Annotated in this window: 14 protein-coding genes and 1 pseudogene; 7 read left to right on the forward strand and 8 right to left on the reverse strand. The window is 48.0% G+C overall.

Annotation, left to right across the window (positions count from 1 at the left end; all coding sequences use genetic code 11):
• Positions 1-178 precede the first annotated feature (178 nt).
• The 3 genes from M2371_RS11890 (at position 179) to M2371_RS11900 (ending at position 6093) form a co-directional block, all read left to right on the forward strand.
• Positions 179-2293: an EAL domain-containing protein gene (locus M2371_RS11890; protein WP_259267799.1), complete on the forward strand. Its 2115-nt coding sequence runs from the start codon at positions 179-181 to the stop codon at positions 2291-2293.
• A 309-nt stretch (positions 2294-2602) separates the two neighbouring features.
• Positions 2603-3763, forward strand: a complete 1161-nt coding sequence (locus M2371_RS11895; protein WP_259267959.1) for a diguanylate cyclase domain-containing protein — start codon at positions 2603-2605, stop codon at positions 3761-3763.
• 104 nt (positions 3764-3867) lie between these two features.
• Positions 3868-6093 carry a sensor domain-containing phosphodiesterase gene (locus M2371_RS11900; RefSeq protein ID WP_259267800.1) on the forward strand — a complete coding sequence of 742 codons (2226 nt, stop codon included), beginning with the start codon at positions 3868-3870 and terminating at the stop codon, positions 6091-6093.
• Positions 6094-6164: 71 nt separating this feature from the next.
• On the opposite strand, the gene M2371_RS11905 is transcribed toward M2371_RS11900, so the two are convergent.
• The 4 genes from M2371_RS11905 to M2371_RS11920 form a co-directional block, all read right to left on the reverse strand.
• Positions 6165-7109, reverse strand: a complete 945-nt coding sequence (locus M2371_RS11905) for an aminoimidazole riboside kinase (protein ID WP_259267801.1) — start codon at positions 7107-7109, stop codon at positions 6165-6167.
• A 27-nt stretch (positions 7110-7136) separates the two neighbouring features.
• The gene (locus M2371_RS11910) at positions 7137-8492 is read right to left on the reverse strand and encodes a carbohydrate porin (protein ID WP_259267802.1); all 1356 of its coding nucleotides are present in this window, start codon (positions 8490-8492) and stop codon (positions 7137-7139) included.
• Positions 8493-8571: 79 nt separating this feature from the next.
• A complete protein-coding gene (locus M2371_RS11915; RefSeq protein WP_172893314.1) occupies positions 8572-9999 on the reverse strand; it encodes a glycoside hydrolase family 32 protein in 1428 nt (475 codons plus the stop codon).
• Between the two features lie 21 nt (positions 10000-10020).
• Complete coding sequence (locus M2371_RS11920; protein ID WP_259267803.1) at positions 10021-11262, reverse strand: MFS transporter; 1242 nt, start codon at positions 11260-11262, stop codon at positions 10021-10023.
• A gap of 271 nt (positions 11263-11533) precedes the next feature.
• Here M2371_RS11920 and M2371_RS11925 point away from each other — a divergent pair, with 271 nt between their 5' ends.
• Positions 11534-12529, forward strand: coding sequence for a LacI family DNA-binding transcriptional regulator (locus M2371_RS11925; RefSeq protein WP_172893312.1), 996 nt, complete (start codon positions 11534-11536; stop codon positions 12527-12529).
• Between the two features lie 84 nt (positions 12530-12613).
• On the opposite strand, the gene M2371_RS11930 is transcribed toward M2371_RS11925, so the two are convergent.
• From M2371_RS11930 to M2371_RS11940, 3 genes are all read right to left on the reverse strand, one after another.
• The gene (locus M2371_RS11930; RefSeq protein ID WP_172893311.1) at positions 12614-12868 is read right to left on the reverse strand and encodes a SemiSWEET transporter; all 255 of its coding nucleotides are present in this window, start codon (positions 12866-12868) and stop codon (positions 12614-12616) included.
• Between the two features lie 2 nt (positions 12869-12870).
• Entirely contained in the window at positions 12871-14298 is a 1428-nt protein-coding gene (melB, locus tag M2371_RS11935) for a melibiose:sodium transporter MelB (protein ID WP_172893310.1), read from the reverse strand.
• A gap of 84 nt (positions 14299-14382) precedes the next feature.
• Positions 14383-15738: an alpha-glucosidase/alpha-galactosidase gene (locus M2371_RS11940; protein WP_259267804.1), complete on the reverse strand. Its 1356-nt coding sequence runs from the start codon at positions 15736-15738 to the stop codon at positions 14383-14385.
• A 281-nt stretch (positions 15739-16019) separates the two neighbouring features.
• Between M2371_RS11940 and melR the strand changes: the two genes are divergently transcribed.
• Together melR and M2371_RS11950 are read left to right on the forward strand one after the other, a co-directional pair.
• Entirely contained in the window at positions 16020-16946 is a 927-nt protein-coding gene (gene melR / locus M2371_RS11945) for a transcriptional regulator MelR (protein WP_172893308.1), read from the forward strand.
• Positions 16947-17062: 116 nt separating this feature from the next.
• Positions 17063-18040: pseudogene (locus tag M2371_RS11950) on the forward strand (multidrug effflux MFS transporter); the annotation flags it as partial.
• A 122-nt stretch (positions 18041-18162) separates the two neighbouring features.
• Here the strand turns inward: M2371_RS11950 and M2371_RS11955 are convergent.
• Positions 18163-19188 (reverse strand): alpha/beta hydrolase, encoded by a 1026-nt coding sequence (locus M2371_RS11955; protein WP_259267960.1) that lies wholly within the window; start codon positions 19186-19188, stop codon positions 18163-18165.
• Positions 19189-19460: 272 nt separating this feature from the next.
• Here M2371_RS11955 and M2371_RS11960 point away from each other — a divergent pair, with 272 nt between their 5' ends.
• On the forward strand, positions 19461-20627 hold the full coding sequence (locus M2371_RS11960; RefSeq protein WP_259267805.1) for an aldo/keto reductase: 1167 nt from the start codon (positions 19461-19463) through the stop codon (positions 20625-20627).
• Positions 20628-20629 lie beyond the last annotated feature (2 nt).

Consider the following 20629-nt stretch of genomic DNA (forward strand, 5'->3'; position numbering starts at 1 on the left):
TCTGAAATTCGTTCATTTTTTTCGCCGACCTGATTTCTGGATAATTATCTTTCTTATTAAGAAGAAACATTAAAGTGTTTAGCCAATCATTCGATGAGATGTCTTTCAACAGCGCCTGAAAATAATCTTCCAGCAATCATTTACCCAAAAAAAACATAACCTGATGGTGGTTTTCACAATGGTACGTGTGTGGTTTCAGAACAATTTTATTTATCAGTTGAACACCAGCAAGGCATTATTTTTTAACAACAACATTGTTAAATCTATTGTCGCCAGTTCGTTAGCTATTGTTCCCTTTGCAATTATCCGTGCATTACTACTGGTATGCTCTGTTATATCGGGTTATGTCGGATGGCACAGTTTTGCTCTCTGGCTCGACCAATTACAACAAACGCTTATGGATTTCATGCCAATCCTGATGAATGCCTTTATGGCATTACACTGGGCAATTCGTAATCGGAGATCGGTCACTCACTTCCTGACTGTAAATATATGTAGCCTGCTATTTATAAGTCGCGCAATCAGTAACGACCGGCTATTTTTCCTTGATATCTCCATTCCTATTGCACTTTTCTCGGGTATTATTGTTAATTACTGTCTGGATAGATTTATAGGACAGGTCGATAAACAATTAGGTGCGCAGACTAAAAATATCAAAAACACAGTCCTGTTCTTCTTTTCCATATTCACCATTTCCTTCTGCACTTTTGTGATGAGTTTTTTGGCACATCATCTGTTTTCACTGGTGCCAGGTTACATAGAAAATGCGCTGCAACACAGCTATCCGCAAACCTTTTCTACAGGGCTTTTGTACATCGTACTACGCTGTATTCCCTGGTTTTTTGGCTTGCACGGTTATTTTTTATTCTACGATATCGATGCCAACTTCCTGGCTGAAGCTCAGGCAAACATCGCGGCATGGCATGCCGGACACGCCGATCTCAATATATTAAGCCCGGAGTTTTACAATATCTGGTGCACCATCGGCGGAACGGGTAGCACCCTGAGCATGCTGTTGTGCATCATCTTTACCAAGAATAGTTCACACCGCCATATCATCGGCCCATCAGTCCCATTGGCAATCTTTAATATTAACGAGCCCCTGATTTTTGGCCTGCCCATTGTGATGAACCCAGTGCTGATTATCCCCTTCATTCTGGTGCCCGCGGTTTCATACATCATTGCTTATACAGCGACGGCATGGCACCTGGTACCGGCAATTTCAGTTGCCGTGAACTGGAGTGTGCCGCCAATTATTAGCACGTGGATAGGAACCAATGGCTCCATTGCTGCCATCATTCTGAACTTCATTATTATTGCCGTAGGCATGTTGATATATGCCCCGTTCTTGCAACGCTGGACTATCAGCAAGAAAAATAATCAACAGCAGCACTTATTCTTGCCGCCGACGAATCTCGAGTTAATGCCTAACCATCGTAAACTCAAGGACGAAAAAGAGTATATGGAGGCGCTTGATCATGTGCATCAATTGCAATCAAGCGGGCACTTTATTCTCTATTTCCAGCCTCAGGTTCGGCTTTCAGACCGGCGGATCATTGGTATGGAAGCGCTTATTCGACATAAAGGTAACGACGGTAAAATATCCCCTCCTGTCTTTTTACAATATTACGACCGCTTAAATGCCATGCCAGATATCGATTTTTGGGTAATGGAACAGGCCGTCAGCTATCTTCGTCAGCACTTGAGCCATTACACAGGGATGACACTATCGGTCAACGTATCGCCGCAAACCCTCGTCGATAAACGCCTGTTTAACGTTATTTCACGCATTTTGAGCGAACCATTACCTGCTGGCTGGGAGCTTGAAATTGAGATCACCGAGTCGCAGGCCGTCAATGCACCTGAACACGTTGCTGAGGTTCTCGCTCAACTGAAACTACGCGGGATAAAAATTGCTCTTGATGATTTTGGCGCCGGTTACTCAACGCTCAACTACCTGACTCGCTATCCACTCGACAAAATCAAGCTGGACCGTTCCCTGGTAATAGGATTGGGCAAAAAAGGCGGGCTGCAGTTTCTGAGACAAGTCACAAAATTGTGCCAGATTACCGAGTGCCACGTGGTGATTGAAGGTGTCGAAACGGAAGATGAACTACGTCAGATTCTGATTGAAGGTGTTGAAACAGAACATGAAATGGCGCTGGTAAGGTCCGCCGGAATTGAACTCGCTCAAGGCTTTTTGTTCTGGCGCCCGTTGCCAATCGATGAAATATGCCAGGTGTTAGAGAAAAATAACGCATCGAAAGAAGCTCAGGAACAGGAACAACACTGATACGCATCAACCCTGTTCAAAGAGTGCAAAAAAGACAACTCGTAAACGGGTTGTCTTTTATTTCCTAAAATTAATAGAAATCTCTTGAAGATAATATGCACATCGTTATTATCCAACCGCAGCTCGATTATAATAAACACATGCCTACCAAGAGTAAATTTTAAGTTAAAGATGTTATTTAATTATGATATTTCATTAGTCCTACTCGCAGTAATTATTGCGTGCCTCACTTTTTATGTCTCTTTTTGGCTATGTAAAGCGGGGGCGCGCAAAAATCATTATTGCTGGCCTTTATGCAGTGGCCCAACGATGGGATGTGGAGTTTGGGTTTTGCATTACATGATGATGCAGGCTCATCATCATAGTCATGTTATTAATTATAACATTCATAAAACAATGGCTTCACTGTTAATCGCCATTATTGGATGCACACTGGGATTCGGTTGTTTTCTATTCAAAAAATTCCGTGGTAAACGCTATCTTCTTCCAGCACTGTTATTTTCCTCAACTATTGCATCAATGCATTATCTGGGAGTTGCAGCAATCATTAATGCTGGCAGCAGACATGCCAGCATCTCGTATGTCACTCTATCGTTAGCCGTTATTTTTATTACCTCATTAATTATGTTGCGTTTAACTCACATGATGTTGGTAATGACGGGTAAAAATGATAGCTATGCCAATTTCTATCGACTCAGTGCAACGGTGACTCTTTGCCTCGGTGTCGCCATTATGCATTTTTTAGGCACCAGTAATTTAAATATGGTGCCTTCATTCAGAGCTTTAACAGCCATCAATCAGGAAGTTCACATAGAAAAAACCATTGCGATGATGTTAATCGTGCTTATTGTAATGATATTCATCATTTCTATATTTATTTGGTTTGTTAATTTCAAAGAACATTTAAGCAATGAGATTCTCAAGCGCGAGTTAATTGCTAAAAACTTGCAGCTGAAAAAAATGACGCAACACGATGCGCTGACTCAATTACCCAATCGCTTTTATCTGCAAAATCATTTGCACACTCTGTTTGAGCGTCAGGTAGAACCGCTGTACATCTTGTTTCTTGACCTGGATGGCTTTAAACGTGTGAATGATGTCTGGGGACACGCCATTGGCGATGAGTTGCTGGTTAGCATTTCACAAACGCTCAGAATCGTTGTCAGTGATGAGGGTTTTGTTGCCAGAATTGGCGGTGATGAATTTATCATCGTGGTTTGCCAACATGAGAAAGCGGCCGTTATTGAACTTGCTAAGAAAATACTCGCCTCGGTTTCCGGTGTTTACACACTCTCTGCAACCACCATTGATTTTTTGTCTGCCAGTATTGGCATTTCCATTTACCCCGAACACGGGCGCGATATTGCCACATTGCTGAAAAAGGCAGATACGGCAATGTATTACATAAAAAATAAGAGTAAAAACAATGTGATAATTTATGACGATACCGAGATGATATTACCCACCTAAAGTATGAAATTAAAATAACCGAGTATGAATACTACTCACTCTTAAGCAATGGATGCTTGTTAATCATTCCAGAATCTGGAATTTGTGTATAAAAGCAGACATTGATGATGCAAATTTCTTCGTTGTACAACAAATACAAAGATAATTGGTGGGCACTTCCATTAATTCTCCCGTTCATACTCTATCCAATCGCTCAGCATCTAAGCACCTACGGCTACATTGATGGTTTTGAAATTCCTTTCAATTATCTCAATATGGCATTGATGACTGTTCTGACCATGATTTATGGTTTTAAGGCAATTCCGGGAATCATACTCTGTATTTTTTATCGCATTTATCCTGACCGTGGTTTTGAGCCGGCAATTATGTCGGTACTGCACTATTTCACGTCAATTGCCATTAGTTGCGCCGGTTATTATTACTTTACCGGAAAGAAAGGCCGCGCCAGTTTTGGGTGCTATAGTATGGCCTGGCAGCGTATTTTCTGGTTAATTTTTGTCAACGCCACCCTATTCCTTAATTATTTCCAGGCCGTGCTTTACCTCGGAATGTTTGGTGTCTATGACAAAATGATGTACGTAAACCCTTTTACCATACGTACACTCATCAACTATCACGCGATGCTGGTTGGGAATATGATCGGTTTGCCAATGATTTATTTAGCCATCCGTTCTATCAGAACCCCAGGGTATTTAATCAAATACTGCAAAAATATTCGCAACCAGGTTGCTGAAGACCTGCGAGCTTTGGAGTTTATCTGCTTATTCTCGGCACTCATTTTGTTGACGACGCTGATGATTTACCCAAGAAATCATACGTTAACGCTGATGAATTCAGTCTATACGCTGACATTATTGCTTCCCGTCATGATATGGGGAACATTGCGTCTTGGGCATGCCGCTATTTCGCTCATATGGTGGGTGATACTCATTGTTCTGTGCAAAAATTATCAAAGCTATATCCCTAATGGTGTCGATTACAATTTACACCTTGCGGTCGCGACCTCTTGCTTCTCTGCATTTTCAATAACCATCACATTAATGGCGATAAATATCTCTCGCCAGCGGGCTTTGAATGTAAAAACCAAAAGGTTAATGAGCATTGATCCTGTCGTTCACTTACCAAATTTACTTGCTCTGGATGCCGATTTAAAACAGAACACCATCTCAATTTTGTGCCAACTCTATGCTCCGGATCTCGAGTTGCTTGGCCGCCATTATGGCTTGCTGATGCAGGTTCAATACAAACAGCAATTGGCTCAGTTTTTAAAACCCGTTCTAAAAGAAGATGAGCGAATTTATATCAGTTCAGGCCATGACTTAATCGTCCGCATGTCGCCATTGAATGCCGAAAAACGAATTGCCGAGCTTTATAACAAAGCCATAAAATTCCGCTTCATCCGTGACGGCGTAAAACTGTACCCGCAAATCGGCTGTAGCTACTGCATCATTAATTACCCCGTCGGCCATCTGTATATGTTGATTGGTGAACTCCGCGCACTGGCAGAAATTTCGCTCACCACCAACCTGCCTGTTGATATGAGAAAACACAGCAGCCGCCAGGTGCAAAACCAGGTTAAAACCAAAGTTGATATGATGAATCAACTTCAGCACGCGCTCGAATTAGATCGATTCGTATTGATGGCTCAACCCATTGAGAGCAAAAACGGCGATCGATACCATGAAGTGCTGCTGCGGATGCGGGGTAACAATGACGAGATTATCTTCCCGGATACCTTCCTGCCGGTGGCACATGAATTTGGCATGTCTTCCAGCATTGATCTGTGGGTGTTAAACAACACGATGAAGTTTATGGATGAAAATCGTGACTTGCTGCCAAACCAACGCTTTGCCATTAACCTGACCCCTGCCTCTATCTGTCGCGCAGACATGGCAGCGCTGATTGAAAGACTGTTAATCCAGCATGGAATTGCTCCTGAGCAGATTGTCCTGGAAGTCACGGAAACAGATGAACTGACCAATAATGTGCAGGCAGAAAAAACGCTGGATGCGATGCAGCGCCTGGGCTGCAAAATTGCCATTGATGATTTTGGCACCGGTTATGCCAGCTATGCTCGCCTGAAAAATATGCGTGCCGACATTCTCAAAATTGATGGCAGTTTTATACACAAAATCAATTCCAGCGAGATGGATTACAAGATTGTGCAGTCCATTTGCGAACTGGCGCGCATGAAGAATATGACCCTGGTGGCGGAGTTTGTTGAAACCGAAGAGATTCGCCATACGTTATTCCGCATGGGCGTAGATTATGTGCAGGGCTATTTGATTGGTAAACCCGCACCGATTGAAAGCATTCAGACAATAAATTGAGGTTTATTTAACAATTTACAACAGGACAGGGGAGCCTCAGCTCCCCAAAATCAATGACCGCTTTTCAGGCTTTATTTCACCTCAACATCTGGCAAAGGTACGCCTGCGATAAACTTCTGCACGGTGTCCCTGTCTGCTGTGGCGGCAAGCGCTCCTTTTTGCATCGTGACCAACGCGCCACAGGCGCTTGCCTGAGCTAACGCCTGCTTAAGTTGGATGAGATTTTGTGGCAATTGCTCCATTGCAATATGCGCCAATAGACCAGCAACAAAGGCATCTCCGGCCCCGGTTGTGTCGACACTCTCAACGTTATAACCGCTGAAATGAATAACCTGATTTTGCCATAATACCATGGCCCCTTGCGCCCCGAAGGTAATCACTTTAATGGCAGCCGGAAGCGCCATTAACGCGTTGACTGCCGCAGTAAACTGATGGGTGCCAGCAATCCAGTACCACTCTTCTTCCGACAATTTAAGAATATCGGCCTGCATGGCGAAATGGCGCACAGCAGACAGCATTTGCTGCCTGTCGGGCCACATCTGCTCGCGTAAATTAACATCAAAACTTAGCAGCCCACCCGCTTGCTTAATCTTCCCTATTGCTCGCGTGAGTGTTTCACGGCAGCCTTCTGCCACCAGCGCCAACGAACAAAAGTGCAGAATATCTGAGCCAAACTCCGGCAGTGTCTCCGCGGTGATGAACTGATCGGCTGACGGGTTGACCAAAAACGTAAATTCACGTTCGCCACCTTGGGCCAATGAAACCAACACCGTGCTGGTGCGATGCACATAGTCTGTCTGCATATGTTGGGTATCCACGCCGTAATCAACCAGAGTACGCTGCAAAAATATGCCAAACGCATCGTCCCCGACCCGGCCGATAAAACCACTCTGGCAACCCAGCCGTGCGCACCCCACCGCGACGTTAACCGGGGCGCCACCTGCGCAGGCGCGATATTGCATGTCTGCAAGCGGTAGCAGATCCACAACCGCATCACCAAATGTCCAGATATTCATGATTGCTCCTTAAAAAATCGTCACGCGTTAAAACAGGTATTTAAAACGCAGGCGTGCGCCATAACGTGGTTGATCATCACCTTCCTCTTGTGCTGTAGAATTAAGCCAGGAAGCGTAGGCGCCGAGGTAAATATTGAAATTGGGCATATCCATAATATTGGGCAATTGCCAGGAGGTGTGGATTGTATGGATATCGTAATTGCCAGGGGCGAGGATCGCGCATTCGTTACCACACTCATTGTTCAATCCGGACATATTGAAGTCAGAAATTTTGTTATGTGCATAGATATAACCTAACTCAACACGATACCAGAGCACATTAAACCCGGTGCTAAAGTCTTTTTCGTCTTCTGCATTCATATAAGCGGTATTCAGATTTACCACCACACCCTCTTGCGGGTTGTTTTTCAGTGTATTCCAACTCATGGTTAAACCATACCCTGTACGCCCGGATTGATCGTGCCAGTTTCCGGCAGAATCTTTATAGCCGTAGGCGTTGTTAATAAGGTTAGTTTCCATAGCCGCCGCCACAGAATAGTCCCCTGAACGCCAGGCAATAACCGGGCGGACGTAAACCACATTTTTTTGATTATCGAGTTCCGTTCCATGATAACGCTGGTCGACATACAGTGAACTGCCATCTTCTACCAGCGTATTCACTTCCATATACCAGTTATCTAACGTCTTACTAAACAGCAGATTTCCCCCGCTGTTACTACGCCCTCGCGCCTCTTTCATCATATAGATGTAGCCATAACCGTCGCTATACAGGTCATTAGCTGTGTTTCCGGAATACTCGATAAAGGTGTCCTGGTTGAGCGGGAACATATCGTAGGCTTCAAAGCGCCCGACCTTTACTAACCAGTCTTGCTGTTGCCCAAAGAAGAATGCCGCATCATCAAGGTTCATTTTCCCGTTCATATCCGCCAGCGGTTGAACCGTAAAACCGGCATATTGGCCATTCGACGAATGTTGAATACCGTCAACACCTAACAGAATTCGCCCATTAATATCCCAGCGTTCTTTATCTCCCGGCGCCCAATTTTTATTAGCACTGGTTTTCACCGAAGTTAAACTTCCGGTACGGCTTGCGCCATCAAGATTAAATTCCACATCGCCATAGAACTTTAATTCTGCGTTATTATTTAAAGCCAGTTTAGGTGCAGATTTTTGTTCCACCGTAATTATTTTATTTTCATTTTCCGTGGTGGAAACTTGTTTTAATGTTGCAATTTCCGACTCTGCTTTATCAGCGCGTTTTTCAGCATCCTGTAAGCGTTGTTCAAGCATAGCAAAACGTTGTTCAATGGTTAACGGCGATTGTGCAAAACACGAGGCAGAATATAAACCGGCGCAGAGCACCGACCCGATTATTATTTTCATCGAATAAATCCTTTATAATTTTAATAATACCGAAGTGCTACGCCGCGGAATAATTACCGCGGCATTTATTTATCCCTATTTATTCTAAATGCCAGGCACCACATTCAATGAATTTGGCACTTCCTGACCAGGCAAAGAGACTTAACAGGCGTGACTGCGGATATATCCTGCTGCTCAGACAAGCTTCACCGTCATTGACGAACACTTCTACCGATGAACTGTCAAAAAATACCCGAAGTTTCAACGTTGCTGCATTGGGGAGTGGGATGCTCCGTTGCCCACAGAGACCAAACTCCGGGTAATTGCGCTCCAGTACCAACCGTTGTGCCTGGTTATCGACATACAGGCGCATACCGTCCTCCAGCGCCATGCCGTATTGCTCTGCATCGCAGGCGGCCAGTTCCCACTGCAAAATGACTTCTGTGGTTTCACAGTTATTCATCACCGGCAGCGTTTTGTTGCTCAGGGTGCTGACAGGCCAACTGAACCAGCTCTGGCGTAGGTTTTCCAGCTCTCTAACAGGGCGCATTTGCAGGCGATTATCGGCAGTGAGTGTCAATTCACGTGGTAGCGTCAGCATGCCTGCCCAGCCGTCTTGTTGTTCCGGCATCGGGGATTCCCACATGGCCATCCAACCCATGACGATACGGCGGCCATCCGAGGCAAGAAAACTTTGCGGCGCATAGAAATCGTGCCCGTGGTCCATCTCCTGGAACGTGCTCTGTTGCACGAAAGTCGCACCCGGTTGCCACTGACCAACCAGATAACCACTCTGAAATAAGTTACGATTTTCATAACCCTGAGCCGCCATGCCCTGTGGCGAGAACATCAGGATCTGTTTGCCGTTAAGAGTGAAGAAGTCCGGGCATTCCCACATGAAGCCCATGCCCTCGCCCGCTTCGGCCAGCACTCCCTCTTCTTGCCAGCGTCGTAAGCACTCAGAACGGTAGAGCCTGACCTGCCCGGTATCACCCACGCGCGCGCCCACCACCATGTACCATGCATCTTCTTCCTGCCACACTTTAGGGTCGCGGAAATGATGCAGACCCGCAGGGGTGTCAATCACTTGGCCCTGACGAGAAAATTCAATGCCATCTTTGCTGGTTGCCAGGCACTGCACCTGGTAGAGGTTGTCGTCACTGGTCGGATCACCGTGAAATTTATGGCCGGTATAAATCAATGCCAGTTCATCAGCATTCACCACCGCAGAACCCGAGAAACAGCCATCTTTGTCTTCCGGACCAACCGGTGCCAGCGCCACCGGCAAATGTTCCCAGTGCAGCATATCGCGGCTGCGCGCATGCCCCCAGTGCATCGGCCCCCAGTTCGTGGAGTAAGGATGATGTTGATAAAACGCGTGATACCACCCGTCAAACCAAACCAGCCCGTTGGGGTCATTCATCCAGCCCGCTCGCGGAGCAAGGTGGTAGCGTGGATACCAGCGCATGTTCAGTTGGTCTTGTTTTTCATTCAGCGCCTTCTCGGCATTAGCAATCAATAACGTCATGACAACTCACTCTTGGGTAATTCAAATGGTGGAAGGTTGCGACAGCAGCCCCTCTGATGAGGACTTATTGCCTCGCAAAAAGAAAATCGAAAGAAAAGTGGTACAGAACACCATCAGCCCCATGATTAGATAAGACTGGGCAAATCCGTATTTTTCATAGCTGTAGCCCGCAAGCGGCGATAGGAAGGCCGCAATCACTGAGCTGGTGCAGGCAAAGCCCACCAGATAGAGCGTTGATGAGAGGCGTTTATCAAAATTGAGGCTGTTGTATTTGAAGATCGAGACCAGCAGGATAGGCAACTCCACCGCGTGCAGGAGTTTAGTGATCGAGATAAGAACCGGCCCTTCCACCAACCCGGATGCGACCATTCTTAGTGCCATGACCATGCCGGCAAAGATCAACCCATTCTTCGCACCAATGCGATTCACAAACCAGGGGGCGCAGAACATTCCTGCCGCTTCCAGGAACACCTGGAATGAATTGAGGTAGCCAAACATCGCATTACCTTCACGCAAAGTGGCAAATTGTGAAGCGAAATAGACCGGGAACTGCTGGTCGTAAACGCCGTAAATACAGGTACCCACGACGAAGAAGATCAGCGCCCGGAATTTTGGCAGGGTGATTAAGCGCAAAGCATCTGCGATCTTCACTTTTTCTGCACCCAGTTCGACTGTTTCCAGGCTCGCAGCTGTGTTGACTTTTAACTGTATCAACAGGAAAAAGAACACTAACCCTGAACAAGAAGCGACGAGGAAGTTAAGTTTTGGGTTGATGTTAAATAGCAAACCGGCAAAGAAAGTCGCCACCGCCCAGCCCAGTGAGCCCCACATGCGGGCTTTACCAAATTCAAAGGTGCTCTGGCGTGCCACCCTTTCGGTATAAGATTCCAGAACGCCAATCCCGCCGTTGAAGGTTAAGCCGATAAACAGGCCGCCAAAAACGCTCCCCAGCAGAATATTCACGCTAAGCAGGTAGCCAAAAATCAAATAGGCCGGGCCAGATAGAATCAGCAATGCGGTGATGTACCACAGCAGATTCTTCCTTAACCCTAACCTGTCCTGAATGAAGCCGTAGCAAACCTGCGCGCAGAGTGCCGAAACCGAAAGCACCGAGAAAATAATGCCGGTGTCAGTAGCTTTTAAACCCACTTCCTGGTGTAACCAGATAGAAAGTAGCGAGCTGGAAGAGGACCAACTGACGAAAAAGAAGAACAGTAACGCGCTTAATAACGGATAACTGCGGGAGTGATGTTTTTTCATCAAAGCAATCTCATGAAGGGTCAATGATGAAATGATAACGTTAACATTAACGAAATCTCATGAAGTTTAGCGATGAGACATGATGTTAATCACACAAGTTAACGTTAACATTGCATGTTTGAGATCGTGATCAAATTTTCATGTCGATGGGAGGGATGTATTACAGCGACTCGTCCCCCAAAATATCGCGTCAGCCTTTTACATCACAATCTGAGTTGTATAGCCTGATGCACAAAGGGCTCGGGTTGAATTTCTCTTATCAGGATAGGTACTTATGGCATCGCTTAAAGATGTGGCCAAACTTGCAAATGTCTCATTGATGACGGTGTCACGTGCATTAAACAACCCGGAACGGCTTAAACCCGACACCCTGACACGCGTTCAGGCTGCTATCAGCCAGCTGAATTATGTGCCCGACTTGTCTGCTAAAAAGATACGCGGTGCCCGGGCAACGCCCGACACCATCGGTGTGCTGGCGCTCGATACGGTCACCACGCCTTTTTCTGTTGAGATTACCTTATCGATTGAAGAAACGGCCCGGGCTCACGGCTGGAACAGTTTTGTTGTGAACATGTTTTCCGATGATAGCCCGGAGACGATGGTCGATTTGCTGCTGTCACACCGCCCCGGCGGCATTATCTACACCACGATGGGGCTGCGCCAGGTCCCTATACCACCAAAGTTACTCACCCTTCCCTGTGTACTGGCCAACTGTGAAAGCCTGCACGACCCGGTTGCCAGCTACATTCCTGACGACGAACAAGGGCAATATGAGGGGGTGAAAGCGTTACTGACCGCAGGATACCGGCAGCCATTGTGCCTGCATTTGCCCTCTCAACATCTGGCAACGATTCGCCGGCGTAAGGGACTAGAGCACGCTTGCCGTGAAATGGGCGTAAACCCGGATCATTTGATTCACCATTACATGGAATTGGGCGATGAACATTACCGCGACATTCCGGCAATGGTTGAAGCCCATATGCCTGATGGAAAACCCCGCTTTGATTCGGTGGTGTGCGGTAACGACCGCATCGCATTTATGGTTTACCAGGTACTGCTATCCAGAGGCATCCGCATTCCGCAAGATGTGGCTGTGCTGGGTTATGACAATATGGTGGGAATTGGCGATCTGTTTCTCCCACCGTTGTCGACAGTACAACTTCCCCATTACGACATTGGCCGTCTGAGCGCACTGCATATCATCAATGGGGATACCCACCGCGATACCGTGCGCGTCAATAGCCCGTGGCTGCTACGGAATTCTATCTAATCTAAAGGTCACGCAATGGATGTTGTAGGGTGGATAAACGTTAGCGTCATCCACCGTTTGTACCCTTCGCTTATCTGACCTGCATTAGCGCAGGCGGTACTTCATAATCAAGATGGGTAGAGCAAACAGCAATGTCAGAAGATTCGCCGCGCAAATAGCCAGGTCATTGATTAATAGTCCATAAAAAAACCACATCATCAACCCACAAACAAACATCGCATACATCAGGCCGGAGATGCCTTGCGTGTTGCGTGTGGAAATCACTTTCACCGCCTGCGGCAAAAATGACAACGTCGTCAGGCTTGCCGCCATATAACCAATTACAGATACCCATTCCATGGTTATGCCTTCGCGTCTGAAGTTTTCGCCATGCTAATGCTAACGGGTTGGGGCTCTACAGGCGCAGTAGATTTACGGTACTTATCCAACAGGTGGATCTGTATTTTTCTCAGCATATCGCCATTCAGTTTGTAGAGGCGGAAGTAGAAAACCAGGGTTATCAGGAAGAAGACCGCAGGCAGCGCAATCATGATGAACTGCATACCGGCGACGGTGCTTTCAGACTGTGCCACATTAGGTACATAACCAATGATGCCAAGGACCAGAGCGATGAAGAATGCAGCAAATGCCGAGCCCCCTTTTACCACCAGCGTTTGCACCGAATAGGCGATGCTTTCGCAACGAACGTTGAGTTTATACTCGCCATAATCCACGGTGTCCGCCACCATAATGACCTGTAGCACCCAGAACAACGCCGTCCCTACGTTGAGCAAAATTCCCGCAATGGAAATCAACCACACATTGTGATACCCCGCCAGCGCTATCCAGAGCAGCACCCCGCCACCAAGAATCGGCAATACCGATGCCCCCGCCCACAGTAAGCGGCGTGACAACGCTTTTACCAGCCGAGGGAACAGAATCAGGGTTAACAGGTTTGCCGCCCCTGCGTAAGACATGTAATACGGGAAGAGGCTGGCGTCACCGATAACGTAGGTGAAGTAATAAATCGCAAATCCGGAAATAATGTTTGATGCGATGTTGTAAGCCAGCGCCATACCCAGCAGGCAAGAGAGCTGATCGTTTTTATAGATCAGCCCCACGATGGCTTTTAAGCTGATGCGGCTACTGTCTGCGGTTGCGTCACTGTCTGATGAGTAGACCTCTTTTACGTTGCGCAGCGTGATGAGGGTTGAAGCAATGAAGAAGGCTATCAACACCAGTGTAAACATCTGGAAGCCGAAACCACGGTCTTCGCCGCCGACATAGCTGACGAACGGTAGCGTAATGCCTGCGGTGATAAACCCGGACAAACTGGCAAAGAAACGTGGAAACGGCACCAATTGTTCGCGTTCACGTTTATCCAGGGTAATGGTAGGCACCATCGACCAGAATGGAATATCCATGATGGTGTAGGTCATGCCCCATAAGATATAGGTCACGCAGACGAACACTACCTGCGTTGTGCCTTCAAACAGATGCGCACTGAACAGTAAAAACAGCACAATCGAGTTGGCAATCGTCCCCACCAGGATCCACGGCTTAAATTTCCCCCAGCGGCTACGTGTACTGTTGACTATCCAGCCCATGATCGGGTCGTTGATAGCATCCCAAATCCTTGCTACTAAAAACAGCGTACCCACCACGCCCACCGATAAACCTACAATATCGGTGTAGTAATACATCAGGTACATGTAAACGATGCCAATAGCGAAATCTTTACCAAACGCCCCAAATCCATAACTGAGTTTTGTTGTAATTGATATGCTCATATAGGGTACCGGGTCACTGTTACCAGTGCCCTCCTTCTGTTATTAGATATGCGAGAAGCCGGACATCACACCCGGCGTACTGAATTATGCGCGATGAAGCCAGGCCGGTAACCAATCACCGTGTGCAGCAATCAGGTCATCAACCAGGGCATAAATCTCTTCGATGCCGAGTACGGCTGAAGTATGAGGATCAAGCAGCGTAGCGTGATAAACCCGGTCGCGATTTTCTGTCAAAATCGCTTCGGTCAGTAAGGTCTGAACATTCACATTGGTTTGCATAAGTGCAGCCAGATGCGACGGCAGAGTGCCAACACGGGTTGGTTGAATACCGTTAGCATCCACCAGGCACGCCACTTCAACACAGCAGCCCTGCGGCAGGTTGTCGATAAGGTTATCGTTGCGCACGTTGCCATAGATAACGCTCGGCTCGCCAGTCCACAGCGCGTTCATAATGGTGCTGGCATATTCACGTGATGGCTTGATATCGATGCTTTCTGCCGTTTTGTACTCTTCAAGCTCCTTGCGCCAGGTAGCCAGTTGCTCCACACAGCGTTTTGGGTACTCATCCAACGGGACTTTATAACGCTCAATCAGGTCTTCGCGCCCGGGCTTAATAAACCACGGCGTATATTCCGCGAAGTGCTCAGAAGATTCCGTTACGAAATAGCCCAGCTTTTTAAACATCTCGTAGCGGACGATATTTTCACAGCGTGGATTACCATGCAGGTTAGGCTTCGGCGCTTCCCCACTTTCGTAGGCTCGCAGCAGATCCGGATAAATGCTGACGTACTCGCCCTGCTCATTTTTTTTCTCAAGCGAGAGATAAAACGCCATATGGTTGATACCGGCGCTGCGATAGCGCAACGAAGCCGGATCGAGCGATAAATCACGCGCTAACTCTTCAGCCGTGCCCTGCACCGAGTGGCACAGTCCCACTTGTTTAATCTGCGGGTAGCGCGCGTACATCGCCCAGGTGTTCATCGCCATCGGGTTCACGTAGTTAAGCATCGTGGCATCGGGGCAGACTTGCGTCATATCTTCACATATCTGCCATAAATGCGGGATGGTACGCAGGGCACGCATAATGCCGCCGGGGCCTAACGTATCGGCAATGGTTTGTTCCAGTCCGTGCTGTTTACAGACTGCAAAGTCCGTGACGGTACAGGGTTCGTACCCGCCAATCTGGAAAGCGACTACCACGAAATCGGCATCCTGAAGAGCTTGCTTCTGGTCGGTATGACAGGTGATTTTTCCGCAGGCACCTGCCGAGTCCATCAGTTTGCGTACCACAATGTGCGACTCTTCCAGACGTGTTTCATCAATATCCATCAAAGCGATATGCGCCGATTTCAGCGCCGGACGATGAAAAACATCTCCGAGGATATTTTTTACAAAAATCGTCGAGCCTGCGCCGATAAAGGTAATTTTGGGTGCTGACATTTTCTTTCTCCGTGGCATACGTGGTATTAGTTAACCCCGCTAGCCTGGCACGCCAGGTGCCCGTTCTCCTCCCTCTTCCCCGCTTAGCATTCCGGAAAACTCAGATTGGTTTCACCCCGCGTTTAAATCTGAGTTTTCCGGAGTTTTTTACCAGGAAAGCAGAGAATACCGGCTTATCGGCTTAAAAACGCACGCTACTATCGCCAAATTTGTAATGCTCTCACAGTCACCCAAAGAGTTTTGTGCCAGTATTTCTGACAATTTAGGAAACGGAGAGAACAATGGACATCATCCCAAATTGCCTGCCGCCTGACCCGCATATGTGCAACAGTACCGATAGCAATACGCGAAGCCCTTTGTCGCTCTACTCCGAATACCAACGCATGGATATCGAGCTGCGCAGGCCGCGGAGCATGGAAGCCTGCCACTGGCACGGGCAGGTAGAGGTAAATGTGCCGTTTGATGGCGACGTAGAATATTTGATTAACAATGAAACGGTGCAGATTAAACAGGGGCATATCACGATATTTTGGGCCTGTACCCCACATCAGCTCACCCGCCCTGGCGACTGCAAGAACATGGCTATCTTTAGCCTTCCCATGCACCTGTTTCTTTCCTGGCCGCTGGACCGGCAGCTTATTAACCATATCACCCACGGCACGGTACTTAAGTCCCTGACCGCACAGCAGCTCAGCCCCTTTGAAGTGCAGCGCTGGCAGGAGGAGATCAAAAGCCCCAACGAACAAATTCGCCAGTTAGCCATCGATGAAATCTGCCTGATGTTCAAGCGTTTTAGTCTGTCGGGTTGGCAGCCGATTCTGGTGAATAAACCCGCCCGTACACGCAGCAGCGGCAACAACGTGTCACGCCATGCACAATTTTATGTCAGCCAAATGCTGGAATTTATCGGCGAGAATTACGACCAGGCGTTGACCATCGAACAGGTTGCTGAACACGTCAAACTCAACCCGAATTATGCAATGGGTATATTCCAGCGTGTGATGCAGCTCACCATGAAGCAATACATTACGGCGATGCGCATTAACCATGTACGGGCACTTCTTAGTTCTACGGACAAGTCGATTCTGGATATTGCCCTCACCGCTGGGTTCCATTCCAGCAGCAGTTTCTACAGCACATTTAACAAATATGTCGGGATGTCGCCGCAGAATTATCGCAAGTTGCGCCAGTTAAGAAGTGCCAGCTAATCAGCCGGGTCGCTTAAAAATCATGCACTTCTGTCCAGTTATTGTTGGTAAAGAGGTCTGATGCTCAGTTATACGAAAACTCTAAAACTGTGGCCAGTTTTTGTTGACCACTTCATCTGCCGCTGTTTATTGGTTTAGGCCTATTCATCATCGGCTCGGTAGGCTGCGCGTTATCAACGGATATCGTGCAAATTATCTTCTGGCGTGTTTTTCAGGCGTTAGGTGCCTGTACCGGGCCGATGTTGGCTCGAGCAATGATCCGTGACCTGTTTAGCCGCACTCGTGCAGCACAAATGCTTTCGACACTGATGATAATCATGGCCATCGCGCCGATTGCCGGGCCCCTGATCGGCGGGCAGATGATTAAAGTCACCTCGTGGCACGCCATTTTCTGGCTGCTGGCGATTATCGGAACATTAATGCTGATGTCTTTATTCTGGTTAGCGGAGACATTACCTCCTGAAAAACGCTCGCAAGCCTCCGTAACCAGAGCCTTTCACAACTACTATGCTTTGCTAACCAATGCCAAATACATGCGTTTTACGCTATGCCTGACGTTCTATTACGTTGCAGCCTACGCCTTTATCACGGGCTCTCCGTTTGTGTACATCACGTACTTCGGCGTACATCCGCAGCACTACGGTTGGCTGTTTGCAGTAAACATTGTGGGATTAATGGCAGTGAGCATGGTCAACAGACGCCTGGTTCACCGCTATCCACTGGAAGCGTTACTCAGGAATGCTGTATTCATCGCCACTATTGCGGCAATAGTGCTGGCGGTCACAACCGGCTTGGGAGTGGGTGGAATTACCGTGATTGTCGGCGCGGTGTTCGTATTCTTCTCAATGAATGGCATCATCGCTGCGACATCCACGGCTTGCGCACTTGACGCCGTTCCTAATGTTGCAGGCTCAGCGTCGGCGCTAATGGGAGCATTACAATACGGTAGTGGCATCATATCTTCACTGCTTCTCGCTCTGTTCAGTGACGGCACACCATGGACGATGGGCTGGATAATTGCGGTGTTTACGGCAGCCAGCGCCTTGATGGCATTGACTCTTCAGGTAACAAACAACTCTCCCCTGCCCGAATGATTTTATGAATTTCATTCATAGTGGCTATTAACCAGGCGTAATTATCTTTCATCCCGACTCCGTTAATCTGAACGATAAATTCTGGATAAGTCGATACCCACCGGGGTATCGACTGATGCGGATTAAATATTCTTATCGAAGAAGACGTCTAGCTTTTGCAAAGCCTGGTCAACGTATTCAGGCACCCAATACGTCTCGATATGGGTAGCGCCATCGATCAGGAAGAGTTCTTTGTCCTTCGTACCAGTGGCTTTCGCGAACGCGTCTTCAGTCATATAGAGCGTATCCGCTTTTGTACCGGCAATCATCAGCAGCGGTTTATTGATGAGATTGATATGGTCCGTTACGTCAAAGCTCATCAAATCCAGCAGACTGCTGGTGGTGTATTTGAACGTGGAGTTCGGGTGCGCGTGGGTTTTCCAGTAGTACTCGTAGCCCTGGCGATACAAGGCAAAAGGTAATTTAGCAATCTGTTCATCAGTCAGGTTGGCATCGCCGGAGTAAAGCACTTCTCCTCCGGTGGCTTCCTGAGCACGTGCGTCAGAAGCCTGCTGAAGACGCTGCTGGATAGTATCCAGCTGTGAATCCTGCATACCATTGCGGCGCACAAGGCCTGAATTAAACATGCTGATGGTTGCTATCGATTTGAACCGCTTGTCAGTTTCGACCGCAACGAGTGAATAACCGCCGCCACCGCAAATGCCCAGCAGACCGAGGCGGGAAGTATCAACCCCCGGATACTGGCTGATGTAGTCCGCCATGCCGTGGACATCCTCTATACGGTTAGCCGGTTTATCTACGCTGCGAGGCATACCACCGCTAGCGCCTTGATAAGCTGCATCGGCGGTAATCGTGATGTACCCATGCTCGGCAAGGCGCTGCGCATACAACCCGGCGACCTGCTCTTTTACGCCACCATTAGGATGTGCAACCACCACGGCAGGGTATTTTTTGGCGGGATCATAGTTAGCAGGGGTATAGACATTCGCAGCAATCTGGACGCCATGCAGATCGTATTTCACTGGGTGAATGTTGACCTTGCCTATGACGTTCTCGGTGATAGCACCGTCATAAGCCAGTGTGAATGGATTTTTTTTATAATCAGCCGCATTGACTGAGGTCACTCCGGCCATTGCCGTAAGTAGCATTGCACTGATAAGCGTGAATTTCATGGTCTCTCCCGATGAGTGTCAGCCTGGTTATGCAGGCTCGCGGAATCAAATTTGCAGGCTCAGATTAGGCAGAGAGGGCTGTCAGCATCGTGACAGGGAAATAACATTTTTGTCAGGAAAGGGACCGGGATGGTTAATGTTTCTGACAACGCTGTCAGGTAACTGTCAGCTTTATGTTGGCAATCAGGAGGCAGAATGGTCTCGCTTAATGAGTTTCACGTTCAATTTTCTGATAAAAGGAGCGATCAATGAAAAGCCAGAATGACCCAACAATGCCAGCGCGACGCAAACTATTAGTCGCCGGGGCGGGTATTGCCGCCGCCTCGCTGATCCCCCACGTATCGGCAGCGAGCCCATCCTCTCAGGTCGATTCCTCCAGACAAACCAGCCAACGCAATGCTGCTCCGGGCAAGCGTAAACTCGGGAAGCTGGAAGTTTCTGCCGTCGGTCTGGGCGTGCAGAACATGAGTCGCAAATACGACACTTCCGTTCCCTGGCGTCCCGAGATGATCAATGTTATCCACCGGGCATTTGATGAAGGGGTGACGTTTTTCGACGCAGCTGAAGCCTACGGCCCCTTTGAAGTCGAAAAAATTCTCGGGGAAGGCGTCGCCCCATTCAGGGACAAAATCGTTATTGCCACTAAGTTTGGCTGGAACATTGACCAGCAGACAGGTAAGCGACTGCCGGGTCTTAACAGCAGACCGGAGCATATCAGACAGGTCGTCGAAAACATGCTCAAACGCCTGCGCACCGATCGCATCGACTTACTGTATCAACACCGGGTTGATCCGCAGATCCCAATCGAAGATGTCGCCGGTGTGGTGAAAGATTTAATGGATCAAGGAAAAGTCCTGCACTGGGGTCTGTCTGAAATGGGCATCAACACGTTGAGACGCGCCCATGCGGCATTACCCGTTACCGCCGTACAAAGTGAATACTCCATGCTCTGGCGCGGCCCTGAAAAGCAGGTACTTCCGGTATGTGAAGAGCTGGGCATTGGCTTTGTGCCATGGAGTCCACTCGGCGTGCAGTTTTTAACGGGCTGGATTGATGAGAATACCCGGTTCGCTGCCGGCGATTTCCGCGCGACAGAAACGCGCTTCTCGCCTGATAACCTTCCACACAACTTACAGCTGGTAGCGCTACTGAAATCCTGGGCAATAAGAAAAAATGCCGCGCCGGGGCAGATTGCACTGGCATGGCTCCTGGCCCGTAAACCCTGGATTGTTCCCATTCCTGGCACCACCAATAAAGACCATATGCTGCAAAACACAACGGCTACCACCGTGTCGTTGACCGCAGCTGAGATGACCGAGCTCACCCGTTCCCTGGATGCCATCACTATCCAGGGGCAACGTCTGCCGGATACCGTGCAGGTTTATTCAGATGTTGAAGCACCGATAAAAAGTTAATA

Origin of the sequence: Buttiauxella sp. BIGb0471 (genome assembly GCF_024807715.1) — a bacterium.
GTDB classification, from domain to species: Bacteria; Pseudomonadota; Gammaproteobacteria; order Enterobacterales; family Enterobacteriaceae; genus Buttiauxella; species Buttiauxella agrestis.

Excerpts from the sequence above, each read along its gene's own strand:
- M2371_RS11890 (WP_259267799.1), top strand. The coding sequence starts at position 179 with ATGGTACGTGTGTGGTTTCAGAACAATTTTATTTATCAGTTGAACACC.
- M2371_RS11895 (WP_259267959.1), top strand. The coding sequence starts at position 2,603 with ATGGGATGTGGAGTTTGGGTTTTGCATTACATGATGATGCAGGCTCAT.
- M2371_RS11900 (WP_259267800.1), top strand. The coding sequence starts at position 3,868 with ATGATGCAAATTTCTTCGTTGTACAACAAATACAAAGATAATTGGTGG.
- M2371_RS11905 (WP_259267801.1), bottom strand. The coding sequence starts at position 7,109 with ATGAATATCTGGACATTTGGTGATGCGGTTGTGGATCTGCTACCGCTT.
- M2371_RS11910 (WP_259267802.1), bottom strand. The coding sequence starts at position 8,492 with ATGAAAATAATAATCGGGTCGGTGCTCTGCGCCGGTTTATATTCTGCC.
- M2371_RS11915 (WP_172893314.1), bottom strand. The coding sequence starts at position 9,999 with ATGACGTTATTGATTGCTAATGCCGAGAAGGCGCTGAATGAAAAACAA.
- M2371_RS11925 (WP_172893312.1), top strand. The coding sequence starts at position 11,534 with ATGGCATCGCTTAAAGATGTGGCCAAACTTGCAAATGTCTCATTGATG.
- M2371_RS11930 (WP_172893311.1), bottom strand. The coding sequence starts at position 12,868 with ATGGAATGGGTATCTGTAATTGGTTATATGGCGGCAAGCCTGACGACG.
- melB (WP_172893310.1), bottom strand. The coding sequence starts at position 14,298 with ATGAGCATATCAATTACAACAAAACTCAGTTATGGATTTGGGGCGTTT.
- M2371_RS11940 (WP_259267804.1), bottom strand. The coding sequence starts at position 15,738 with ATGTCAGCACCCAAAATTACCTTTATCGGCGCAGGCTCGACGATTTTT.
- melR (WP_172893308.1), top strand. The coding sequence starts at position 16,020 with ATGGACATCATCCCAAATTGCCTGCCGCCTGACCCGCATATGTGCAAC.
- M2371_RS11955 (WP_259267960.1), bottom strand. The coding sequence starts at position 19,188 with ATGCTACTTACGGCAATGGCCGGAGTGACCTCAGTCAATGCGGCTGAT.
- M2371_RS11960 (WP_259267805.1), top strand. The coding sequence starts at position 19,461 with ATGAAAAGCCAGAATGACCCAACAATGCCAGCGCGACGCAAACTATTA.